This is a genomic window from Alloyangia pacifica (assembly GCF_003111685.1).
Lineage (GTDB): Bacteria > Pseudomonadota > Alphaproteobacteria > Rhodobacterales > Rhodobacteraceae > Salipiger > Salipiger pacificus_A.
On sequence record NZ_CP022190.1, the window covers coordinates 72,068 to 93,603 of the forward strand.

20 protein-coding genes and 1 tRNA gene are annotated in these 21,536 nt (G+C 67.6%); 8 read left to right on the forward strand and 13 right to left on the reverse strand.

Features of this window, described 5'->3' with window-relative positions; all coding sequences use genetic code 11:
* Positions 1-7: 7 nt before the first annotated feature.
* The 3 genes from CEW88_RS13345 to dgcN all read right to left on the reverse strand — a co-directional run bounded on the left by CEW88_RS13345 (position 8) and on the right by dgcN (position 3,036).
* On the reverse strand, positions 8-868 hold the full coding sequence (locus CEW88_RS13345; RefSeq protein ID WP_108967935.1) for a D-amino-acid transaminase: 861 nt from the start codon (positions 866-868) through the stop codon (positions 8-10).
* Between the two features lie 110 nt (positions 869-978).
* Positions 979-1,944 (reverse strand): N-acetyl-D-Glu racemase DgcA, encoded by a 966-nt coding sequence (dgcA, locus tag CEW88_RS13350; protein WP_108967937.1) that lies wholly within the window; start codon positions 1,942-1,944, stop codon positions 979-981.
* Positions 1,945-2,034: 90 nt separating this feature from the next.
* The gene (gene dgcN, locus CEW88_RS13355) at positions 2,035-3,036 is read right to left on the reverse strand and encodes an N-acetyltransferase DgcN (RefSeq protein ID WP_108967939.1); all 1,002 of its coding nucleotides are present in this window, start codon (positions 3,034-3,036) and stop codon (positions 2,035-2,037) included.
* Positions 3,037-3,346: 310 nt separating this feature from the next.
* Here dgcN and CEW88_RS13360 point away from each other — a divergent pair, with 310 nt between their 5' ends.
* From CEW88_RS13360 to ilvD, 3 genes are all read left to right on the forward strand, one after another.
* Positions 3,347-4,306 carry an L-malyl-CoA/beta-methylmalyl-CoA lyase gene (locus CEW88_RS13360; protein ID WP_108967941.1) on the forward strand — a complete coding sequence of 320 codons (960 nt, stop codon included), beginning with the start codon at positions 3,347-3,349 and terminating at the stop codon, positions 4,304-4,306.
* Positions 4,307-4,519: 213 nt separating this feature from the next.
* The gene (gene rimK / locus CEW88_RS13365) at positions 4,520-5,917 is read left to right on the forward strand and encodes a 30S ribosomal protein S6--L-glutamate ligase (RefSeq protein WP_108967943.1); all 1,398 of its coding nucleotides are present in this window, start codon (positions 4,520-4,522) and stop codon (positions 5,915-5,917) included.
* A 216-nt stretch (positions 5,918-6,133) separates the two neighbouring features.
* On the forward strand, positions 6,134-7,963 hold the full coding sequence (gene ilvD / locus CEW88_RS13370) for a dihydroxy-acid dehydratase (protein ID WP_108967944.1): 1,830 nt from the start codon (positions 6,134-6,136) through the stop codon (positions 7,961-7,963).
* A gap of 147 nt (positions 7,964-8,110) precedes the next feature.
* Here ilvD and CEW88_RS13375 read toward each other — a convergent pair whose 3' ends face one another.
* Together CEW88_RS13375 and CEW88_RS13380 are read right to left on the reverse strand one after the other, a co-directional pair.
* A complete protein-coding gene (locus CEW88_RS13375; RefSeq protein ID WP_108967946.1) occupies positions 8,111-9,937 on the reverse strand; it encodes a GMC family oxidoreductase in 1,827 nt (608 codons plus the stop codon).
* A 70-nt stretch (positions 9,938-10,007) separates the two neighbouring features.
* A complete protein-coding gene (locus tag CEW88_RS13380; protein WP_108967948.1) occupies positions 10,008-10,460 on the reverse strand; it encodes an Lrp/AsnC family transcriptional regulator in 453 nt (150 codons plus the stop codon).
* 72 nt (positions 10,461-10,532) lie between these two features.
* Between CEW88_RS13380 and CEW88_RS13385 the strand changes: the two genes are divergently transcribed.
* Positions 10,533-11,126: a LysE family translocator gene (locus CEW88_RS13385; RefSeq protein ID WP_108967950.1), complete on the forward strand. Its 594-nt coding sequence runs from the start codon at positions 10,533-10,535 to the stop codon at positions 11,124-11,126.
* A 106-nt stretch (positions 11,127-11,232) separates the two neighbouring features.
* On the forward strand, positions 11,233-12,195 hold the full coding sequence (locus tag CEW88_RS13390) for an acetyl-CoA carboxylase carboxyltransferase subunit alpha (protein WP_108967952.1): 963 nt from the start codon (positions 11,233-11,235) through the stop codon (positions 12,193-12,195).
* A 702-nt stretch (positions 12,196-12,897) separates the two neighbouring features.
* On the opposite strand, the gene CEW88_RS13395 is transcribed toward CEW88_RS13390, so the two are convergent.
* The 3 genes from CEW88_RS13395 to CEW88_RS13405 all read right to left on the reverse strand — a co-directional run bounded on the left by CEW88_RS13395 (position 12,898) and on the right by CEW88_RS13405 (position 15,255).
* Positions 12,898-13,800: a DUF1206 domain-containing protein gene (locus CEW88_RS13395; protein WP_108967954.1), complete on the reverse strand. Its 903-nt coding sequence runs from the start codon at positions 13,798-13,800 to the stop codon at positions 12,898-12,900.
* A gap of 74 nt (positions 13,801-13,874) precedes the next feature.
* Entirely contained in the window at positions 13,875-14,528 is a 654-nt protein-coding gene (locus CEW88_RS13400; protein ID WP_092423177.1) for a GntR family transcriptional regulator, read from the reverse strand.
* Positions 14,529-14,562: 34 nt separating this feature from the next.
* Positions 14,563-15,255: a M48 family metallopeptidase gene (locus CEW88_RS13405; protein WP_108967956.1), complete on the reverse strand. Its 693-nt coding sequence runs from the start codon at positions 15,253-15,255 to the stop codon at positions 14,563-14,565.
* A gap of 106 nt (positions 15,256-15,361) precedes the next feature.
* Between CEW88_RS13405 and CEW88_RS13410 the strand changes: the two genes are divergently transcribed.
* From CEW88_RS13410 to CEW88_RS13420, 3 genes are all read left to right on the forward strand, one after another.
* Positions 15,362-15,679: a TIGR02300 family protein gene (locus CEW88_RS13410; RefSeq protein ID WP_108967958.1), complete on the forward strand. Its 318-nt coding sequence runs from the start codon at positions 15,362-15,364 to the stop codon at positions 15,677-15,679.
* A 165-nt stretch (positions 15,680-15,844) separates the two neighbouring features.
* A tRNA-Ala gene (locus tag CEW88_RS13415) sits at positions 15,845-15,920 on the forward strand.
* A gap of 169 nt (positions 15,921-16,089) precedes the next feature.
* Positions 16,090-16,635, forward strand: a complete 546-nt coding sequence (locus CEW88_RS13420) for an AAA family ATPase (RefSeq protein ID WP_108967960.1) — start codon at positions 16,090-16,092, stop codon at positions 16,633-16,635.
* Positions 16,636-16,785: 150 nt separating this feature from the next.
* Here the strand turns inward: CEW88_RS13420 and CEW88_RS13425 are convergent, their stop codons facing one another.
* Genes CEW88_RS13425 through CEW88_RS13445 form a run of 5 tightly spaced genes read right to left on the reverse strand, consistent with a single transcriptional unit; the run spans position 16,786 to position 21,512 of the window.
* On the reverse strand, positions 16,786-17,400 hold the full coding sequence (locus CEW88_RS13425) for an ATP-binding cassette domain-containing protein (protein ID WP_108967962.1): 615 nt from the start codon (positions 17,398-17,400) through the stop codon (positions 16,786-16,788).
* The gene (locus CEW88_RS13430) at positions 17,394-18,116 is read right to left on the reverse strand and encodes an ATP-binding cassette domain-containing protein (protein ID WP_108967964.1); all 723 of its coding nucleotides are present in this window, start codon (positions 18,114-18,116) and stop codon (positions 17,394-17,396) included. The genes CEW88_RS13425 and CEW88_RS13430 overlap by 7 nt, the downstream gene beginning before the upstream one ends.
* Positions 18,113-18,970, reverse strand: coding sequence for an ABC transporter permease (locus CEW88_RS13435; protein WP_108967966.1), 858 nt, complete (start codon positions 18,968-18,970; stop codon positions 18,113-18,115). Before CEW88_RS13435 ends, CEW88_RS13430 begins: the two co-directional genes overlap by 4 nt.
* Positions 18,967-19,950 carry an ABC transporter permease gene (locus CEW88_RS13440; protein ID WP_254694500.1) on the reverse strand — a complete coding sequence of 328 codons (984 nt, stop codon included), beginning with the start codon at positions 19,948-19,950 and terminating at the stop codon, positions 18,967-18,969. Before CEW88_RS13440 ends, CEW88_RS13435 begins: the two co-directional genes overlap by 4 nt.
* Complete coding sequence (locus CEW88_RS13445) at positions 19,947-21,512, reverse strand: ABC transporter substrate-binding protein (RefSeq protein WP_108967968.1); 1,566 nt, start codon at positions 21,510-21,512, stop codon at positions 19,947-19,949. Before CEW88_RS13445 ends, CEW88_RS13440 begins: the two co-directional genes overlap by 4 nt.
* Positions 21,513-21,536 lie beyond the last annotated feature (24 nt).

The window sequence follows — 21,536 nt, forward strand, 5'->3', positions numbered from 1 at the left end:
CAAGGCCTCAGACGGCCACCTTCATGCTTTCTTCGAGGTAGATCTCGCGCAGCCGCGCGGCGAGCGGGCCCGGGGTGCCTGCGCCGATCTTTGCACCGTCGAGCTCGACCACCGGCATCACGAAGCTCGAGGCCGAGGTGACGAAGGCCTCGTCGGCCTGCTGGGCTTCCTCGACGGTGAAGCTGCGCTCCTCGACGACCATCTGCGCTTCCTTGGCAAAGCGCAGCACCGCGGCACGGGTGATGCCGTGCAGGATGTCATGCGACAGCTCGCGGGTGATGATCTTGCCGCCCTTGACGATATAGGCGTTGTTCGACGAGCCCTCGGTCACCTTGCCGTCCTCGACGAACCACGCATCGTCGCAGCCGGCCTTCTTGGCGGCCATCTTGGCCATCGACGGGTAAAGCAGCTGCACGGTCTTGATGTCGCGGCGGCCCCAGCGGATGTCCTCGAGCGAGATCACCTTGATGCCGGTCTTGGCGGCCGGGCTGTCGGCGAGGCCGGGCTTGTTCTGCGTGAAGAGCACCAGCGTCGGCTCGGTGGTCTCGGGGTCGGGGAAGGCGAAGTCGCGGTCACCGGCGGAGCCGCGGGTCACCTGCAGGTACACCAGACCGTCGGTGATCTCGTTACGTGCCACCAGCTCGCGGTGGATCGCCAGCAGCTCGTCCTCGGTGCAGGGCGCCTTCATATCCAGCTCGTTCAGCGAGCGGGCGAGACGCTTGGCGTGGCCATCGAAATCGATCAGCTTGCCACCAAGAACCGAGGTCACCTCGTAAACCCCGTCGGCCATCAGGAAGGCCCGGTCGAAGATCGACACCTTGGCCTCGGTCTCGGGCAGGTACTCGCCATTGACGTAAACGGTGCGCATTGCAGCTCTCTCCATAATTCGCTGTGGGTCAGTTCCGCCAAAGCGGACCCGGGGTCAAGCCCGCACGGGCGGGCCGCCCCTCAAGTCGGTCATACCGGGGTCGGGGTCGGTCAGCCCCAGAGCGCCGCGTCGGGGGCATGCACGCCCGCTTCGTCGTAGAGCATCGCGTGCGCGCGGTCCTCGCCAAGCAACAGCGGCGCATCAAGATCGACATATTGCGCGCCCTGCGCGACGATCACCGCCGGGGCCATGGCCAGCGAGCTGCCCACCATGCAGCCGACGAAGATGCCATAGCCCTCGGCCTTGGCCGCCTCGAGCAGCTCCAGCGCCTCGGTCAGCCCGCCGGTCTTGTCGAGCTTGATGTTGACGATGTCGTACTTGCCCTTGAGCTTCGGCAGCGAGGCGCGGTCGTGGCAGCTCTCGTCGGCGCAGATCGGCACCGGGCGGTCCATGCCCAGCAGCGCGTCATCTTCGCCCGCCGGCAGCGGCTGCTCGACCATGGCAACCCCAAGGCGCTGCAGGTGCGGCGCCAGCTCGGCGTAGACCTCGGGGGTCCAGCCCTCATTGGCATCGACGATGATGGTGCTCTCGGGCGCCCCGGCACGCACCGCTTCAAGGCGCGGCAGATCCTCGGGTGTGCCCAGCTTGACCTTCAGCAGCGGTCGGAAGGCATTCTTGGCGGCCTGCGCCTGCATCTCCTCGGGCGCGGCGAGCGAGAGCGTGTAGGCGGTCACCTCGGGCTGCGGCGCGGGCAGGTCCAAGAGCTCCCAGACGCGCTTGCCCGCGGTCTTGGCCTCGAGATCCCAGAGCGCGCAGTCCACGGCATTGCGCGCGGCGCCCGAGGGCAGCAGATCCTGCAGCGCGGCGCGGGTGACGTCCTGCGGCAGCGATTTGATCTGCGCCTCGACGCTGTCGAGCGTCTCGTCGTAGCGCGCGTAAGGCACGCATTCGCCATAGCCGGTGAAACCGCCGCGGGTGATCTTGACGGTGATCACATGTGCCTCGGTGCGGCTGCCGCGCGAGATGGTGAAAACCTGCGCCAGCTTAAAGGTGTCGCGGGTGACCTCGATGCTCAAACCCTGCCCCTTTCATTGTTCCATAAATACGCACTCCCCGGCGCCGGACGCGCCGCCGCCGGGGATGATGTGGTCACTGTGCCAGAGGTCTCAGACCGCGGCCAGCGCCTCGACCAGGCGATCCGCACCGTGGCGGTAGGGGTCGACGCAGGGAAGCCCCAGGCTTTCCTCGACCTCGGCGCAATAGGCCTTGGCCTCCTCATCGCCCATGTGCTGGGTGTTGATCGACACGCCGATCACCTTGCAATCGGGGTTGCCGACCTTGGCAAGCTGCAGCGCGGTGTCGCGCACCGCTTCCAGCGTCGGCAGCTTGTAGCCCGGCAGGCCGCGCATGTGGCTGCGGGTCGGCTCGTGGCAGAGCACCAGCGCGTCCGGCTGGCCGCCATGCACCAGCGCGAGGGTCACGCCCGAATAGGAGACGTGGAACAACGAGCCCTGGCCCTCGATGATGTCCCAGTGGTCGGGATCATTGTCGGGCGTGAGGTATTCGATCGAGCCGGCCATGAAGTCGGCGATGACCGCGTCGAGCGGCACGCCGTCGCCGGTGATCAGGATGCCGGTCTGGCCGGTGGCGCGGAAGGTCGACTTCATGCCCTTCTCGCGCATGCAGGCGTCCATCGCCAGCGCGGTGTACATCTTGCCAACCGAGCAGTCGGTGCCCACGGCCAGCAGGCGCTTGCCGGTGCGCTTCTCGCCATTGGCGATCGGGTATTCGACGGAAGGGATGCGCACGTCGTGCAGCGTCCGGCCGGTGGCCTTGGCGACAGCCTTGAGGTCTTCCTCGTTGCGCAGCAGGTTGTGCAGGCCCGACGCGAGGTCGAAGCCCTCTTCCAGCGCCTCGACCAGGACCTTCTTCCAGGTCTGGGAGATCTTGCCGCCACGGTTGGCGACGCCGATCACCAGCGTCTTGGCACCGGCGGCCTTGGCTTCGGCAAGCGTCATGTCCTGCAGCCCGAGGTCGGCCTTGCAGCCGTCGAGGCGGAACTGGCCGACGCAGTTCTCGGGGCGCCAGTCCTTGATGCCCTGGGCCACCTTGGCGGCCAGGCCGTCGGGAGCGTCACCGAGGAAGAGGAGGTACGGCGTCTCGATCATTCTTGTATTCCCTGTGTTCGTGTACGTTATCCGGCAGGGCGTTTCCTGGGAGGCCGCCCGCTCGGTGGTGTCGGCGCTCAGTCTGCCCTGCATGGCACGCAAATCCGTCTCGAATTGCACGTACCCTCGCGCAGCAACGCCAAAATTCCACGCATTTCGACGCCAGCGCCGAAGAATCGTGCACGCGTTGCGGACATCATGGAGGAGGCCTGCGCCGCAACGCGGCAAATTTCGCTTGCGCACCGCAGCGCAACTTAATAACTCTCTGGATATCGAATATGTAACTTCATTACCCCAACGAGGTGCCTACATGAGCTTTCGCATCCAGCCCGCCGCGCCTGCCCGTCCGAACCGCTGCCAGCTTTTCGGGCCCGGCTCGCGCCCGGCGATCTTCGAGAAGATGGCCGCCTCGGCGGCGGATGTGATCAACCTCGATCTCGAGGATTCGGTGGCGCCCTCCGACAAGGATAGTGCGCGCGCCAACATCATCGAGGCGACCCATGACATCGACTGGGGCAAGAAGACGCTCTCTGTGCGCATCAACGGGCTCGACACCCCCTGGTGGTACCGCGACGTGGTCGACTTGCTGGAGCAGGCCAGCGAGCGGCTCGACCAGATCATGATCCCCAAGGTGGGCTGCGCCGCCGACCTCTACGCCGTCGACGCGCTGGTGACCGCGGTGGAGCGCGCCAAGGGCCGAGCCAAACCGATCAAGTTCGAGGTGATCATCGAGAGCGCCGCGGGCATCGCCCATGTAGAAGAGATCGCCGCCGGCTCGCCCCGGCTCGAGGCGATGAGCCTCGGCGCGGCGGATTTCGCCGCCTCGATGGGCATGGCGACCACCGGCATCGGCGGCACGCAGGAAACCTATTACATGCTGCACGAGGGCGCGAAGCACTGGTCCGATCCGTGGCATTGGGCACAGGCCGCCATCGTCGCCGCCTGCCGCACCCATGGCGTGCTGCCGGTCGACGGCCCCTTCGGCGACTTCTCCGACGACGAGGGCTTCCGCGCGCAGGCGCTGCGCTCGGCGACGCTGGGCATGGTCGGCAAATGGGCGATCCACCCCAAGCAGGTGGCGCTGGCCAACGAGGTCTTCACCCCCTCCGAAGGCGCGGTGACCGAGGCCCGCGAGATCCTCGCCGCCATGGAAACCGCCAAGGCCAAGGGCGAAGGCGCCACGGTCTACAAGGGCCGGCTGGTCGACATCGCCTCGATCAAGCAGGCCGAGGTGATCGTGCGCCAGTCCGAGATGATCGCAAGCGCCTGAGGGGCAAGCGCGCTGTCCCCGCGGGGACAGCCTCTCGCGGGGTCACTGCTCCCCCCGGGTCCATCGCCCGAGTTGCCCTGCGCCAAAGCACCCCTACGTCACGCCCTGTCGATATGAGCGTTCCCCTCTGGGAGCGCCGCGTGCCGTATTGCGCCTGTCACATTGCGCGGATAGAGGCCGTCAATCCGACCCCGGCCCGCGAAGGAGGTAGACATGACGCAGTTCACGCTTGGATGGGAAGAATGGCTTGCCCTGCCCGGCCTTGGCCTGCCCGCGATCCGCGCCAAGGTGGACACCGGCGCGCGCACCTCGGCGCTGCACGCCTTTGCCATCGAGCCCTTCGGCCCGTCTGACAAGCCGATGGTGCGCTTCGCCATACACCCCGACCCCGCCGAGCCCGGGCTCGAGGTGATCTGCTCCGCCCCGCTCAAGGACCGGCGCGAGGTGACCTCCTCGAACGGCGAGACCGAGCTGCGCTTCGTCATCGAGACGGAGGTCGTCATGGGCGATCGCCGCTGGCCGATCGAGATCACCCTCACCGACCGTGGCAGCATGGCCTACCGCATGCTGCTCGGCCGCAGCGCGCTGCAAGATGACATGGTGGTCTCTCCCAGCCAGCGCCTGCAGCAGCCCGAGCTCGATTTCAACGCCTACCGCGGCATTGCGCGCGGCAAGCAGCACCGCCGCGCGCTGCGACTCGCGGTGCTGACCCGCGAGCCGCACAACTACTCGACCCGCAAGCTGATCGAGGCCGCCGAGCACCGCGGCCACACGATGGAGGTGATCGACACCTCGCGCTGCTACATGAACATCCGTGCCGTCGGCGGCGAAGTGCATTACGATGGCCGCCGCCTGCCCCATTACGACGCGGTGATCCCGCGCATCGGCGCCTCGATCACCAGCTACGGCACCGCCGTGGTGCGCCAGTTCGAGAGCATGGGCACCTATTGCCTTGCAGGCTCCGAGGGCATCACCGTCTCGCGCGACAAGCTGCACGCGCATCAGGTACTGGCACGCCACCGCATCGGCATGCCGACCACCGCCTTCGCCCGCAGCCCCAAGGATTCCGGCAACCTCATCGACCTGGTGGGCGGCGCGCCGCTGGTGCTGAAGCTGCTGGAAAGCAGCCAGGGCAAGGGCGTGGTGCTGGCCGAGACCCCCAAGGCCGCCGAGAGCGTGATCTCGGCCTTTCAGGGGCTCAAGGCCGACTTCCTCGTGCAGAGCTTCGTCAAGGAAGCCGCGGGCGAGGACATCCGCTGCCTCGTGGTCGGCGGCAAGGTGGTCGCGACGATGCGCCGCCGCGGCAAACCCGACGACTTCCGCTCGAACCTGCATCAGGGCGGCACCGCCGAGCCGGTGCGGATCTCGAAAACCGAGCGCGAGGTGGCGATCAAGGCTGCACGGGCAATGAAGCTCGACGTGGCGGGGGTCGACCTGCTGCGCGGCGCCGACGGGCCCAAGGTGCTGGAGGTCAACAGCTCGCCGGGCCTCGAGGGCATCGAGAAGGTCTCGGGCAAGGACATCTCGGGGCTGATCATCGAGCATATCGAGACCAAGGTCGCGCCGAAGCCGCCGCGCCCGAAGAGCCGGGGCAAGCGCATCGCCGGGTAAGGCCCGGCAAGGGGCGCCGGGCGAGCACACTCAGACGCCAAACGCGACGCGAGAAATTACATTCCTCACCCGACAGGGAGGAACTTTCGCGAAGCGCAAACGTCAGATTACGCAACCTTCTTGCGTGATGCCGCGCCGCGGCATCCCCGGACCCTTGCCGCTGGCCCGCATGGGCGCTAAACACCCCCGGTAATCCAAACTCCGAGGGGATGCCCAATGCCTGCCTATCGCTCCCGCACCACCACACACGGCCGCAACATGGCCGGCGCCCGCGGCCTGTGGCGCGCCACGGGCATGACGGATGGCGACTGGAACAAGCCGATCATTGCCATCGTGAACAGCTTCACCCAGTTCGTGCCCGGCCACGTGCACCTGAAGGATCTGGGCCAGATGGTCGCCCGCGAGGTCGAAAAGGCCGGCGGCGTCGCCAAGGAGTTCAACACCATCGCGGTGGACGACGGCATCGCCATGGGCCACGACGGCATGCTCTACTCGCTGCCCTCGCGCGAGATCATCGCCGACTCGGTGGAATACATGGTCAACGCCCATTGCGCCGACGCCATGGTCTGCATCTCCAACTGCGACAAGATCACCCCCGGCATGCTGATGGCCGCCATGCGGCTCAACATCCCCGTGGTCTTCGTCTCGGGCGGGCCGATGGAAGCGGGCAAGGTCGAGTGGGAAGGCACCGAGAAGGCGCTCGATCTGGTCGATGCCATGGTCGCCGCCGCCGATGACAAGTACACCGACGCGCAGGTTCAGGCGATCGAGGAAGCCGCCTGCCCGACCTGCGGCTCGTGCTCGGGCATGTTCACCGCCAACTCGATGAACTGCCTGACCGAGGCGCTTGGTCTCTCGCTGCCGGGCAACGGCTCGACGCTGGCCACCCACTCGGACCGCCAGCGCCTGTTTGTCGAGGCCGGCCACCTGATCGTCGATCTCGCCAAGCGCTACTACGAACAGGACGATGCCACCGTGCTGCCGCGCTCGATCGCCACGGTGAAGGCCTTCGAGAACGCCATGACGCTCGACATTGCCATGGGCGGCTCGACCAACACCGTGCTGCACCTGCTCGCCGCCGCCAGCGAGGGCGAGGTGCCCTTCGACATGTCCGACATCGACCGGCTGTCGCGCAACGTGCCGGTGCTGTGCAAGGTCGCGCCAGCCAAGGACGACGTGCACATGGAAGACGTGCACCGCGCGGGCGGCATCATGTCGATCCTCGGCCAGCTCGACCGCGCCGGGCTGCTCGACACCTCGGTGCACACGGTGCACGCCGAGACCATGGCCCATGCGCTCGACCGCTGGGACGTGACCCGGACCAACTCGGAGTCGGTGCACGAGTTCTTCCGCGCCGCCCCGGGCGGGGTGCGCTCGACCACCGCCTTCTCGCAGTCGATGCGCTACGACACGCTCGATCTCGACCGTCAGAAGGGCGTGATCCGCGAGGCCGAGCACGCCTTCTCCAAGGACGGCGGGCTCGCGGTGCTCTACGGCAACCTCGCCGAGGACGGCTGCATCGTGAAGACCGCGGGCGTCGACGAGTCGATCCTGACCTTCACCGGACCGGCGCGCATCTTTGAATCGCAGGACACCGCGGTCAGCGCGATCCTCACCGGCAAGGTGCACAAGGGCGACGTGGTGCTGATCCGCTACGAAGGCCCGCGCGGCGGTCCGGGCATGCAGGAAATGCTCTACCCGACCTCCTACCTGAAATCGAAGGGCCTCGGGAAGGACTGCGCGCTGGTCACCGACGGGCGCTTCTCGGGCGGCTCCTCGGGCCTGTCGATCGGCCACGTCTCGCCGGAAGCCGCCGAGGGCGGCACCATCGGCCTCGTGGAAGAGGGCGATCTCATCGAGATCGACATCCCCAACCGCAAGATCAACCTCGCCGTCGACGACGCGGTGATCGCCGAGCGCCGCGCCGCGCGCGAGGAGAAGGGCTGGCAGCCCGAGGAGAAGCGCAAGCGCAAGATCTCCAAGGCGCTGAAGGCCTATGCCGCGCTGACCACCTCGGCCGCGAAAGGCGCCGTGCGGCAGATCTGACCCCGGCTGCGCCCGCGCAGTGTCGAACGGCCGTCCCTGCGGGGGCGGCCGTTTCTCTTTTTGGCAGGGGTCTTGGGGGGCTCTGGCCGCGTCCGCGCCGCGCGCGGCCTCGCAGGGGTATCTCTGCCCGAAAGAGAGCGCGGCGGATCAGGCGGCGGGCAGCGACGGCCGCGGTTCGGGCTCGGCGGGGGGAGCGGTCCCGTCGTCCGGGGCCTGCACAGGGGCAGCGGGCGTCTCGGCGATGGGCGGCGCTTCCGCCTGCGCAGCCACATCCTCCGTGGCGACCTCGGCGATCTCATCGCCGGTCTCCGCGGCGGCCTCGAGCTCTGCCTCTGCCGCGATGTCGCCGTCGCGCTCGGCAGCGTCGGAGAGGATGAACTCCGCCGCGCGCAGCGCCGCCGCCATCACCGGGGCGAGCGTGCCGCCCGCCGGCACCTCGGGGAAGATCGAGGCGTCGCAGACCCGAAGCCGGTCGATGCCGCGCAGCCGCAGCCGTGTGTCGAGCGGATCGAGGTCGTCTGGCCCCATGGCGCAGCTGCCCACCGCGTGGCCCGCCGAACGGCCGTAGCGACGGTAGAGATCGAGGATGTCATCGTCGCTTTTGGCCCAGGCCGAGATCACCGTCTCCCCCTCGACGAACTCCGACAGCGCCGGGCGCCGGGCCAGTTCGCGCAGCCGGCGCAGAACGGCGATGGCGCGCGTGCGGTCGCGCTCGGTGGCCAGGTGGTTGGCCTCGATGCGCGGTGCCATGTCGGGATCGGGTCCGGCGGCAAAGACGTAGCCCGAGCTCTCGGGCCGCAGCGCGTGGCCGGTGAGCCGCATGCCCGGCTCGGTCTCGAGCCCGCCGATGCCCGGGACCACCTCGTGCGAATGGCTTGCAGCGGTGATCATGATGTCAGGCGGCTCGGCGGTCTTCTGCGAGCTCAGGAAGCCCACCAGTTCGGCCCCGCCCTGGCTCATCACCCCGCTGCCGGACAGCAGGTAGCGCAGCGCGTTGATCCAGAGCCGCCCGCCGCTGTAGGCGCGGTTGTCGCTGTCGCGCCAGTGGCGCAGCCGCCAGTTGGTCGCCAGCATCACCTGATCGCGCAGGCCGCGGCCGATGTTGGGGCTGTGGTGCCTCGTCTCGATCCCCGCGCGGCGCAGCGCCATGCCGTCGCCAATGCCCGAGAGCATGAGGATCTTCGGCGTGATCACCGCGCCGGCGCAGAGGATCACCTCGCCGCGGCTGCGGAACAGCAGCTGGGCGCTGCCGCGGCGCCCCTCGATGCCATAGGCGCGGCCCTCGTCGATGAGCACCCGGTCAACCCGAACCCCGGTCTCGATCCTGAGGTTCGGCCGGTCCTTGGCACCGCGCAGGAAGGCGGTCCAGGCGGTGACCCGGCGGCCCTTGTCGTCGAGGGTCCAGGCGGCGGGGCCAAGCCCCTCGGGGTCGGCCTCGTTCGGGTCCTCGCGCTGGCGCCAGCCCGACTCCGCCCCGGCCTTCATCACCGCCTGCATCAGGGGCCGCAGCGGCTCGGCGCGCCGCAGGGACACCGGACCGCCGCGGCCGCGCAGTTCGCTGCCGCCAAAGGCATGGTGCTCGAGCCGGCGCAGGGCGTCCGACATTTCGGGCCAGTCCCAATCCTCGCTGCCGGTGATCTGCGCCATCCGCGCCCAATCCGCCGCGCCGCCGCGCAGCCAGAGCATCGCCCCGACCGCGCTGGTGCCACCGGGCATCCGCCCGCGCAGCCAGCGTTCGGCAGGCCCCCGGGCGCCGGGCTCGACATGGTAGCGGTAGACCCGCGAGGGATCGCGCAGCAGCCAGCCCGAGGCCCCCGGCACGCTGCTCGCCCAATGCCCGCCGGCGCCCTTGCCCTCTTCGAGCAGGAGCACCCGTGTGTCGGGGTCCGCCGACAGCCGTTCGGCCAGAACGCTGCCCGCCGCCCCTGCCCCGACGATGATGTAGTCGAATTCGCCCGCCTGCGCCTCGGTCATGATCCGGTCAAACTTTTCCGTTTTCGTCCGGCGCCCCGAAGGGAACCGGTGCCGTCCGATTCGGGCGCGCTCAGGCTCTGTCGTCCTTTGGCGATCCCATCACCACATAGGAGGTTATGGCGCTTACCTGCGGCAAGGTGCCGAGCACCTCCGTGTGGAACTCCTTGTAGGCGGCCAGATCGGTCACCTCGATGCGCAGAAGATATTCCACGTTCCCGGTAATATTGTGGCATTCCTTCACTTCGGGGGCGCGGGTGATCACCCGCTCGAAGGCAAGCTGCGATTCCTTGGTGTGCACCCCGAGCCCGACGGTGACATAGGCGACAAAGCCGATGCCGGTCTTCTCGGGGCTGAGCACGGCGCGATAGCCGCGGATCACCCCCGACTTCTCCAGGGCCGCCACGCGCCGCAGACAGGCCGAGGCCGAAAGCCCCACCCGCTCGGCCAGCGCGATGTTGCTGATCCGCCCGTCGCGCGCAAGGACACGCAATATCCGGTCGTCTATGTAATCACGGTCGCTCATAAATTGCGATAAAAGCCGCAATACGCCGTTGATTGCAATCTTTCTCCATCTGAAACGCGTAAGTCTTGCGCCATGACACAGGACCTTCTCTTCGCGCTGGCGGGCTTCGCCTTCGTCACGGTGATCTCGCCGGGGCCGAACAATCTCATGCTGCTCGCCTCGGGCGCCAACTTCGGCCTCGCGCGGACAGTGCCGCACATGCTCGGCGTGGCGCTCGGGTTCCCGGCGATGGTGCTGCTGGTGGGGCTCGGCGCAATGCAGGTCTTCGAGGCCTTTCCGCTCGTGCGCAGCGCGCTCACGGTGCTGTCGGTGCTCTACATGCTCTGGCTGGCGTGGAAGATCGCCCATGCCGCCGCCCCGGGCGAGGCGCAGGCGGGGGCGCGGCCGATGGGCTTCTTGCAGGCCGCGGCCTTCCAATGGGTGAACCCCAAGGCCTGGTCGATGGCGCTGGGGGCGATCACCCTCTACGCGGTCAGCCGCGACCTGCCCGCCGTACTCTTGGTGGCGGGCACCTATGTCGCCATGGGCGCGATCTCGACCACCACCTGGACGGTGCTCGGCGGCAGCCTGCGCCGGGTGCTGAAGAGCCCCGCGCGCTTGCGGCTCTTCAACTGGAGCATGGCCGCGTTGCTGATTGCCTCGATGCTGCCGGTGCTTCTGGGCTGAGCCGCACCCGCCGCCAAGGGCCCGCAGATGTGGCAATCGAGCTTGCTTTGTTGCATCCGCGCGCCTTCGAGGCCATATAGGCCGCGACCAACAAGAGTGCCCGAGCATGACGCATTATCTCGACTTTGAAAAACCCCTCGCCGAGATCGAAGGCAAGGCGGAAGAACTGCGCGCCATGGCGCGGAAGAACGAAGAGATGCATGTGGAGGACGAGGCGGCCGCGCTCGATCGCAAGGCCGACGATCTGCTCAAGGATCTTTACAAGAAGCTGACCCCCTGGCGGAAGTGCCAGGTGGCGCGGCATCCTGACCGTCCCCATTGCAAAGACTACATCGACGCCCTGTTCACCGAGTACACGCCGCTCGCCGGCGACCGCGGCTTTGCCGACGACCACGCGGTGATGGGCGGGCTTGCCCGGTTCAACGACAAACCCGTGGTCGTGATCGGCCATGAAAAGGGCAATGACACCCAATCGCGCATCGAGCGCAACTTCGGCATGGCCCGCCCCGAGGGCTACCGCAAGGCGATCCGCCTGATGGAGATGGCCGACAAGTTCGGCCTGCCGGTGATCACCCTCGTTGACACCCCCGGGGCCTACCCGGGCAAGGGCGCGGAAGAGCGCGGCCAGTCCGAGGCGATCGCCCGCTCGACCGAGAAATGCCTGCAGATCGGCGTGCCGCTGGTGACCGTGATCATCGGCGAGGGCGGCTCCGGCGGCGCCGTGGCCTTTGCCACCGCCAACCGCGTGGCGATGCTCGAGCATTCGGTCTATTCGGTGATCTCGCCCGAGGGCTGTGCCTCGATCCTTTGGAAGGACGCCGAGAAGATGCGCGAAGCCGCCGAGGCGCTGCGTCTCACGGCGCAGGACCTGCTGAAGCTGGGCGTCGCCGACAAGGTGATCCCCGAGCCGCTCGGCGGCGCCCACCGGGCGCCTGCGGATGCCATCTCGGCGGTGGGCAACAACATCGCCGCCCTGCTCGAGGAGATGGACGGCATGAAACCGGCGGAGCTGATCAAGGCGCGCCGGCAGAAGTTCCTGTCGATGGGCTCCAAGGGTCTCGCGGCCTGATCCCAGGCCGCGCCCGGCAACGGGCGGGCCAAACGACAACCGATTTTAAATGCCCCGGCCTGCCTCTCTTCCGCAGGGCGGGGCATTTTGCTTTGACGGCGATGGATGAAGCCCGCGGCGCATCGAATTGGCAGTGCAATGGAATTTCGTGTGCAGCGACGGCGCAAATCCGGCTTGCGAGAGGCTTTGCGGACCGCTGCAGCCTTGGGTGGGCGGCACAAGCCGCCAATTCCGAACCGTGCTGTTTTCCTGCGCATGGCACAGGCAAGGCGGAAATCCCTGTTATTCTTCATAGATAGAGCCCAGAACTGAGTTTCAGGATGCACCGCGCCGCGACCCGAACCCAAGACAATACGGCAATAAAGAGGCTTCCAGCTTTGCATGATTGTCAGCTGACAATTATTTGCTACCGCAGCCTCTTTCGGAATAAACGCCGCTGAACCACGGTCAAACCCGCTGAATTTCCGCCTTAATTATTTCTCAACAATTTCGAAGCCCCTATTCCTGACACATATTTCAGGGGCTCAACAAGACGCTTTTCCAGAATGTCTTGAATGGTCATGAGGGGCCGCCCTCATGAGATGCGCTCTCCTCCCCTGTCAAATGCCCATCCGGGAATGTTTTTCCCGACTTCTTCACGCGATGGATGACGCGCCGTGGGGCCGCCTCGCAGCGGCCCCGACGTCGCAGGCGTATCCGCCCTTATCCCGTCGCATTCTCCGCTGCCGCGCGCAGCCGCGCGCCCAGCGACTCGATCCCGCGGTCCGCCGCCTTGGGAATGATCCGGTAGCCCGCATTGACGAAGCAGAAGAGCGAGAAGCCCAGCAGGCCGAGGCAGAGCAGCCCCACGAGCACCCGGCCATAGACCTGCCCCTGCAGCCAGTCGAAGGCCGATCCCAGCCCGCCGGCCTCGGAGGCGTTGGCCTGCAGCGCCGCGTAGCAAATCAGCATGCCGATGATGCCGATCACCACGCCCTGCGCGGCCAGCCCTGCCTTCAGCGCGCCGTTCATATGGGTGGTGACGCTGTTGGCGCGCAGGTGGTTGCGATACTCCTCGGTCATCGCCTTGTGCAGGTAGTACACCCCTGCCCCGATGGTCAGCAGCCCGGCCACGCCCACGGCGAGCTGACCGCCCGGGTTCTGCAGCACCGTATCCAGCATCTGCCGTCCGCTGCTGCCGCCGCTCCGGCCGATGAGCAGCGTCAGCGCCAGCCCCCCGATGCCGAGATGCGCCGCCCCGGTCACCAGCATCCCGGCGCGGGCGACGAGCCCCTTGGCATCGCGGCCGTAGGCCTCGAGGTCCCAGATACAGTCGACCAGCCGCCAGAGCGCATAGGCGAACATGCCGAGCGCGATGAGCACGATCACCGCCGTGCCCCAGCCGCCCTGCAGGCTCTGCATGGCCTCCGAGGTGCCCTCTGCCTGCCCACCCCGCAGCATCGACCAGAGCGAGACACCCGCCACCACGAGGTAAACCAGCCCGCGCCCGGCGTAACCGGCGCGCATGATCGGAATCGACCAGGCGAAATCCTCGGGGTTCACATCCTCCAGCCGGCGGGCGCGGCGCGAGTCGGGCTTGAGCGAAAGAGAGTCGGCGAGGGTCATGGCGGGCTCCGGGGCTGGCTGAGGGATATCCCCTCAATGCCCCTCCCCCCGCCAGGGTTCCCCGGCAGCCCGTGTCAGGTGGCGAGCATCCGCAGCCCCTGGGTGACGTCAGAGCGCACCGCCAGCCGCAGCCCCGGCTCGTCGCCGGCCTTGAGCGCGGCGATCATCAGCCGGTGATACTGCGGCGCCTCGGTGCGGCGCAACCGGCCGTAGAGCTTGCGCATGGTCGGCCCGAGCTGCAGCCAGACGGTCTCGGTCATCGCCAGCATCGCCGGCGCCTGCGCCCGTAGGTAGAGCGTGCGGTGAAACTCAAGATTGGTGCGGATGTAGCCCACCGCGTCGCGCGCCTGGATCATCTCGGAGATGGTGCCGTTGATCGTCTGCAGCCGGTCGATCAGCGCCATGTGGGCCCGCGGCAGCGCGCGCGAGGCCAGCTCGACCTCGATCAGCGCGCGCAGCGCCGCCAGCTCCTCGATCCGCTCGTTGGACAGCTCCGGCGTCGAGACCCGGCCCGAAGAGGACATGGACAGCGCCCCCTCGGCAACCAGCCGGTTGATCGCCTCGCGCGCGGGGGTCATCGAGACATCGAACTCGCGACCGATGCCGCGCAGTGTCAGCGACTCGCCCGGCGCGATCTGCCCCAGCATGATGCGCTGGCGCAGCCCGCGGTAGACGCGTTCATGGGCGGAAAGGACGATATCGGAGGTGCGGGGCTGGGGCTGGATCATGATGCGCGCAATCTCCGACGCGGCGCGGGCGGCGTCAATCGCCGAAACGATAGCGATGCAGCGAAGCGCCCTCGACCTGCAGCCAGCGGCGCGCCGGGCGCCAGTCGCCGTAGAGCCGCTCGACCACCGCCCAGAACGCCGGCGAGTGGTTCATCTGCGCCAGATGCGCCACCTCATGCGCCGCGACGTAATCGAGCACCTCGGGCGGCGCCATGACCAGCCGCCAGGAATACATCAGCCCACCCTCGGCGGTGCACGACCCCCAGCGCGAGCGCGTGTCGCGCAGCGTCAGCCGGCTGTAGGGCAGCCCGAGCGCGGCGGCGTGGCGGTCGGAGGCGGCGGCCAGCCGGTCGCGCGCCTCGGCCCGCAGCCAGCCCACGAGCCGCGCGGGAACCTGCTGTGCCGCGCCGGGCACCTCGAGCGCGCCGTCGACGCGTCTCACGCTGCGCCCCTGCGCCGGACGGATCTCATGCGCCCGCCCCTCGAAGGGCAGCCGCGCGCCAAGGCCCACTGCCACGTCGGCACCCCGGCTTTCGAGGTGGCCGCGCAGCCAGCCCTCCTTCTCGCGCAGGAAGCCGATGGCCTCGGCCTCGGGCAGGCGACGCGGCAGCGTCAGCGTCACCCGACCGTCGAGCTGCGAGAGTCGCAGCGACAGCCGCCGCGCCTGCGCGGAGCGGCGCAGGGTGACCGAGATCGGCGGGTTGCCCGGAAGGGTAATCTGCCCCATTTTCTGCGCCTCTGGACTGCTTGGGCCAAAAGTTTTGACACTCCCCTTGTGTTATGGCAGAGGCTTCAGATTGTCGACCGTACAAGCCAGCTGAAGGGGACCACCCATGCCCAAAGAAGAATGGGGCACGAAGCGCATCTGCCCGACCACCGGGAAACGTTTCTACGACCTGAACAAGGATCCGATCGTCTCGCCGTACACCGGCGAGGTGCTGACTCTCGATACCGGCAAGCGCACCATGCTGTCGGCGGACCAGCCGGATGGCGCCCCGCGCCGTGCCCAGAAAGAGGAGTCGGAAGACGTCGATCTGCTGGAAGATGATGTCGAGGTCGAACTCGATGACGATGATGTTCTCGACGATGACGAGGATGACAACGTCTCGCTCGACGAGATCACCGACGTTCCCGGCGATGACGACGAGTAAGCTTTGAAGTTTTTTCTGCGGGCGGTCATTTTTTCGCTTGAACCCGCCCGCAGCATCCCATAGATCACGCCGCACAGCGCCGGAGACGGCGCAGCGGACACCGCTCCGGACCGAAGCCGAAACGCTCTGAAGAGCACGACGGACAAGGCAAAGAGCACCGCGATTGGGGCCTTAGCTCAGCTGGGAGAGCGCTTGCATGGCATGCAAGAGGTCAGGGGTTCGATCCCCCTAGGCTCCACCAATCCTCCATTGAAAAGCACCAGATAGGTCTGCTTTTTTCGTCAGAGGATTTGCCTCTGCCGCGCAGACGGGTTCTGTTTTCTCTGTGAAAATCCATGCTGCCTTGATCCGCGCCTTCGGGCGTGTCGATCGCTGCGCGACCCCTTCCCAGTCAAACCCGAGGATGGCCCATGAGCGACCATTTCTTCGTCGTGACGGGCGGCCCCGGTGCGGGCAAGACCAGCCTCATAACCGAGCTTGCCCGTCGCGGCTTCCACACGATCCCCGAATCCAGCCGAGCGATCATTCGCGAGGAGATGGCGCGCGGCGGAGACGCCCTCCCCTGGGCGGACCGCATGGTCTATGCCGAAAGGGTGCTGGAGCGGGACCTGCGCGCCTACAGCACAGCGCAGGCGCTACCAGGCCCCGTGATCTTCGACCGCGGCATCCCTGATATCTTGGGCTACCTGACCCTCTGCGGCCTCCCCGTGCCGCCCCATGTCGCCGCAGCAGCCAAGGCAGCCCGCTACAACGCCCGCGTCTTCCTTGCGCCCTACTGGGACGAGATCTTCACAAAGGACACCGAACGCACGCAGACCCACGCCGAGGCCGAAGCGACCTGCGCCGTCATGCGGGAGACGTACACCGCGCTCGGATACAAAACCACGGAGCTGCCGCGCGCCGACATTGCAACACACGCCAGCTTTGTATGTGCCCACTTGGCGATCCGACCGTAATCTCGAGATGGACGGAGAAGCTGCCAAAGCGGACAAACCGCGCGTTTGCCGCAGCTGCTCAGTTCGTGCTGCGACTGCGACACTGTCCGGGAGGAAGGGTGAAGCTCCCCCTTTCGCTGCGTCACGCACGAACGGTCGCTGTTGGCAGGCCTATCTGTGGCCGTGACTGTCGAGCACCAAGCTTGTGCCACAGAAACGAGACCTCAAGCCATTGCTGTGAGACACAAGGAGCACTGATATCCGTCGCTGGCGGGTCAGATCGAGCAGGGCCCTCAGAAGCAGATCCTGCTCGATCGCATCCAATTGGCTGGTGATTTCGTCACAGATCAGAACCCGTAGACGCGGGTGGAACAGGCGCGCGAGGGAAACCCTCGCCAGCTCACCCCCCGAAAGTTGCGTCGGCCGTCGGTTTAGCCACGCGTCGCGTATGCCGAGCGCCGCAAGCACCTCGGGGTCCGGGATCATGCCGTTTTCCAGGACCCTGCGCACGGGCCAGCGGGGATCGACCGCCAGCTCGGGGGATTGGGGGGCGTAGTGCACCGGGGCCGGAAGCCCCGGCCTTGCCGTTTCGAGCCTTGCTCCGTCGAGCAGAACCTCGCCGTGACCTGGCACCAACCGGCCCGCAAGGATCCGGCAAAGGGTCGTCTTGCCGGAACCCGATGCTCCGCCAACGCCCATCACCTCGCCCGGGGAGAGCTTAAGGTCAACGCCGGTCAGGATCTGCCGATTGCCGAAGGCATGGCACAGGTCGCGGGCGGTCAGCATTGAGCATCCGGCGCAAGTTGCGCATCCCACAGCGCTCGGGAAAAGGCTTTGCGCAGAGGGCTTCCGGTCCCGGCAAATGCGGCTTTCGGCGCCGTTTCGACCTGCCTGCCCTCTCGCAGGATGACGATACGTGACGCGATCCTCACCAGACCGATCAGGTCGTGCGAAATCACCATTACCCCTCGCCCGGCAGCAGCCAGATCGGCCAGCAGCGACAGGACGCGGGCCGCGGCGGCCTCGTCCAGCCCGACCGTCGGTTCGTCGGCGATGATCCAGTCCGCGCCTGTGGCCAGTGCCGTGGCCAGAAGCACGCGGCGCGCCATGCCGCCCGACAGCTCGTGCGGGTAGAACCGGGCCGTGTCCGGCGGCAAGCCGACACTGGCCAGCGCGCCAGTCACGTCGGCGGATCGCTCTGCAAGGCGGGCGAACCGCTGGATCTGGCGGCCGACCCGCGCCAGCGGATCCAGCGCATCCAGCCGCTGCGGGGCCAGTGCGATCGTCCGGGGGCGGACTGGATTGCCTGCAATGGTGATGTGGCCTGTCCGGATGGCGTTCGGCGGCAATGCTCCGACCAGAGCCTCGGCGACGAGGCTCTTGCCCGCGCCGGAGGTGCCGGTCAGCCCGACGACCTCGCCGCGATCCAGCGACAGGGATACGCCCTCCAGAACCGGGCCGGTCGGAAAGGTCACAGTCAGGTCTTCGATCCTCAGGGTCATGCCATGCCTCCCGCCGGATCCGACAGCTGGCGCAATGCCTCGCCGAACCGTTCAAAGGCCAGGGCGACCAGCATCAGACCAAGGCCGGGCGCGGCGGCAACCCACCAGTGGCCCGCCATGATCTCTCGCAGGCTTTCGGACAGCATCACCCCGATCGACGGCAGGTGCGGTTCGATCCCGAGGCCGATGAAGCTGAGCCCTGCCTCGTGCAGGATCGCATGGGGGAAGATCAAGATGAAACCGGCGACGATTTGCGGCACGAGGTGCGGCACGAGGTGATGCCGGGCGACCCAGCTCCGCGACCGTCCCAGCGCGCGCGAGGTTGCCACGTACTCCGACGCGGCGATCGTCTGTGCCTCGTGTCGCAGGACGCGCGCGAGGCGCGGCCAGTGGGTCAGCGCCACTGCGACGATCACACCTGTCGTGCCACCGCCCGTGGCAAAGGCAACCATGATCAGCAGCACGAAGTGCGGCAGTCCGAGCGCCAGTTCCGTCAGCACCCCGACCGCGTGATCGGTGACGCGCCCGAAGGTCGCCGCCAGCCCCAGCACCATCGCCACGAGGGTCGATGCGCCCGCCGCCAGAAGCCCGACCTGCACGCTTTGCGCAAGGGCTGCCAGGGTGCGGGCGGCGATGTCGCGACCCAGCAGGTCGGTGCCCATCAGATGCGTCCGCTGTGGTGGCAGCGCACGTGCGGCCGCGTCGACCGACAGGGCACCATCGGGCAGCAGCGCCGCCCCCAGCAGCACCGTGCCCAGCAGCACCAGCGCGACGAGACCCTGTCGTTGCGCCCGGCGCTCCGGACGCCGTCGGCCCGTGGGCACGACCAGGGTGCGCTCGGCCGAGTTGCTCATGCGGGACGCCTCAGTCGCGGGTCGGCCAGACGGGCGGCGATGTCGGCCAGTAGGTTGCCCGCGAAGACAAACAGCAGCGTCGCCAGCCCGATCCCCATCAGAAGCGGCGCGTCTGCCCCCGTCGCCGCGCGCACGGTGGCCTGCCCCAGGCCTGGCCAGGCGAAGACGGCCTCGGCCAGAACCGAGCCGCCGAAGATCTCTCCCGCTCCGGCGAGGTGCAGGGTCAGCGCGACCCCGGCCGCGTGGCGCAGGCCGGGTCCAAGAGCCATGCGCAGGGGCGTGGCCCCATGGGTCGCAAGGTGGTGCGCGGCGGGGCTTTTGAGGAAGGCGATCAAGCTTTGCCGGGTGTGCAGCACCAGCGGCGCAATGCCCACGACCGATAGGGTGACGACCGGCAGGACCATGTGACGCCAGCGATCCGCCAGAGTGACCTCGGTGGCCAGTTGACCGGGAGGCGTCGCGCAGCAGGCGGGCAGCCAACCCAGCCCGACGGCAAAAACGGCGACCAGCAGGATTGCCACCCAGAATCCCGGGCTTGCCGCCAAGGCAACGGCAAGCGTGCGGATCACCCGGTCGGGCCAGCGCCCGCGCATCGCAGCCGCCGTCAGGCCCAACAGAGTGCCCAGCACGAAGGACAGCACAAAGGCCAGCCCGACCAGCGCCAGCGAGGCAGGCAGGCGCGTGGCGATGACCTGCATCACGGGCGCGTTGAAGGTGATGGATTGCCCCAAGTCACCCTTTGTCAGCTGACCGAGCCAGCTGGCAAATCGTTTGGCTGCCGGTTGGTCCAGACCCCAGGCGGCGGCGATGGCGTCGCGCTGCTCCGGGCCGATCTGCGAGCTGCGGCCGCCGACATAGGCTTGCACCGGGTCAATCGGGGCAAGCGAGATCAGCGTGAACAGCCCGACTGCCGCCAGCGGCAGCAGCCAGGTCAGCCGGACCAGGCGTCCGGCCAGCAGGTTCGGCAGCCATGCCCTCACTCGCAGGTCCAGCGCCAGGACGGCAGATCGTGGGTGATGGGAAAACCGTGGCCATGGGGGTGGATCTGAAGCGGCCCCAGGTCCAGGCAATCAGAGACCCAGTAGGAATGTTCGAGGTTGACCATCCAGGCCCATGTTGCATCGCCCTTGGGTCCGAAACCCGTCTCGCCGTCCCAGGCCGCTGCCTTCCACTCGCCAAGAGATGCGCCAAAGCTGCTCGCGGCCTCGGCAGCCTCGAGGCGCGCATCGACAGCCGGGTTCGCATAGTGACCGGTGTTGTAATAGTCGACACCGGCATAGTCGCCATGGTGCAGGTAGAAAAGCTCGGAGGGGTCATGCGCGCCCCAGCCGAGCACGACGACCTGCGAATGCATCAGCGCCCCGATCTCATCCCAGCTGCTGCCCGTCGGCTGGGCGTCGATGCCGATGCCGCGCAACTGTTCCGACGCGCCCAGAGCCAGCGCCTGGCGCGTGCTGTCGCTGGCGGGGTAAAGCACCCGGAACGCGGCGCGCAGACCGGCCTTCTCGCGGATGTCGTCCCCGTCGGTATCGCGCCATCCCGCCGCCTCCAGCGTGGCCATCGCGGCGGTCGGGTCATTTCCGGGGATCGCGGCCTCGGGGTTGTCCCAAGGCAGGCCGTCAGCGGGACCCATGGCAGGGCGACCGTGACCGTTCAAGGCCAGCGCCACCAGCGCCTCGCGGTCGAGGGCCTGGTTCACCGCGACACGAATGGCCCTGTCCGCCGTCACATCGTTTCCGATTGGCGTGCCCGCATCGGTCGTGGCGCCAGTGTCGGGCAGCATCGGGAAAGCCAGCCCCCGGTTGTCGACCGTCTCGACATGAAGCACGGCCAGTCCCGAGGGGGCAGCATCCGCCATGGATGGCGGCACGGCCACGACGTCCGCTGCGCCCGTCCGTGCCAGCGCCTGCCCGGCCTCTTCCGAGCCGAAGACAAAGCTGACACGCTCGAAGGCGATCTCGCCACCATGCCAATAGGGGTTCGGTTCGACCAGCAACTGCTCGCCCTCGCGCCATTCGACCATCTGGAAAGGCCCGGAGCCCACAGGCTGCCGGGCATAGCCTTCACCATAAGTCGCAGCCGGCACGACGCCGAGCGTGGCAAGGCGCGAGACGAAGGTGATCCGCGGTTCGGTCAGTTCCAGCTCGACTGTCAATTCATCAAGGGCGCGGGCTTCCTTCAGAACGGTCAGGTCGGCCAGCCCACCGGCCGCTCTGGCCGTGTTGTAGGTAAATGCGACATCCTCGGCCGTCAGCGGCGTTCCGTCCGAGAACCTGGCGTCGCCGCGGAGGCGCAGCCGCCAGACACGCCCATCTTCCGACAGGGTCCAGTCGGTCGCGAGGTCCCCAACCAGAGTGAGCTCGGCATCGTAGCGCAGCAGGGTCGACTGAAAGAGCGGGTTGCCATAGTGGCCCCAACCCATGATCGGATCGAAGCCGCCGTCGGGCTCGCCGCCGATCGCCAGCACAAGAGGCCGCGCTTCGGAGGGCGCAGGCATCAGAAGCGACGCTGCGAGTGCGAGGAGTTTCAGTGGACGGATCATGGCGCCTTTGAGTATGAAAAACTT

Coding starts and splice junctions, on each gene's coding strand:
- CEW88_RS13400 (WP_092423177.1), bottom strand. CDS start 14,528: ATGATCCAGCCCCAGCCCCGCACCTCCGATATCGTCCTTTCCGCCCAT.
- CEW88_RS13380 (WP_108967948.1), bottom strand. CDS start 10,460: ATGAGCGACCGTGATTACATAGACGACCGGATATTGCGTGTCCTTGCG.
- ilvD (WP_108967944.1), top strand. CDS start 6,134: ATGCCTGCCTATCGCTCCCGCACCACCACACACGGCCGCAACATGGCC.
- CEW88_RS13430 (WP_108967964.1), bottom strand. CDS start 18,116: ATGACCCTGAGGATCGAAGACCTGACTGTGACCTTTCCGACCGGCCCG.
- CEW88_RS13360 (WP_108967941.1), top strand. CDS start 3,347: ATGAGCTTTCGCATCCAGCCCGCCGCGCCTGCCCGTCCGAACCGCTGC.
- CEW88_RS13375 (WP_108967946.1), bottom strand. CDS start 9,937: ATGACCGAGGCGCAGGCGGGCGAATTCGACTACATCATCGTCGGGGCA.
- CEW88_RS13390 (WP_108967952.1), top strand. CDS start 11,233: ATGACGCATTATCTCGACTTTGAAAAACCCCTCGCCGAGATCGAAGGC.
- CEW88_RS13405 (WP_108967956.1), bottom strand. CDS start 15,255: ATGGGGCAGATTACCCTTCCGGGCAACCCGCCGATCTCGGTCACCCTG.
- CEW88_RS13425 (WP_108967962.1), bottom strand. CDS start 17,400: ATGCTGACCGCCCGCGACCTGTGCCATGCCTTCGGCAATCGGCAGATC.
- CEW88_RS13385 (WP_108967950.1), top strand. CDS start 10,533: ATGACACAGGACCTTCTCTTCGCGCTGGCGGGCTTCGCCTTCGTCACG.
- CEW88_RS13345 (WP_108967935.1), bottom strand. CDS start 868: ATGCGCACCGTTTACGTCAATGGCGAGTACCTGCCCGAGACCGAGGCC.
- rimK (WP_108967943.1), top strand. CDS start 4,520: ATGACGCAGTTCACGCTTGGATGGGAAGAATGGCTTGCCCTGCCCGGC.
- CEW88_RS13410 (WP_108967958.1), top strand. CDS start 15,362: ATGCCCAAAGAAGAATGGGGCACGAAGCGCATCTGCCCGACCACCGGG.
- CEW88_RS13435 (WP_108967966.1), bottom strand. CDS start 18,970: ATGAGCAACTCGGCCGAGCGCACCCTGGTCGTGCCCACGGGCCGACGG.
- CEW88_RS13420 (WP_108967960.1), top strand. CDS start 16,090: ATGAGCGACCATTTCTTCGTCGTGACGGGCGGCCCCGGTGCGGGCAAG.
- CEW88_RS13395 (WP_108967954.1), bottom strand. CDS start 13,800: ATGACCCTCGCCGACTCTCTTTCGCTCAAGCCCGACTCGCGCCGCGCC.
- dgcN (WP_108967939.1), bottom strand. CDS start 3,036: ATGATCGAGACGCCGTACCTCCTCTTCCTCGGTGACGCTCCCGACGGC.
- CEW88_RS13445 (WP_108967968.1), bottom strand. CDS start 21,512: ATGATCCGTCCACTGAAACTCCTCGCACTCGCAGCGTCGCTTCTGATG.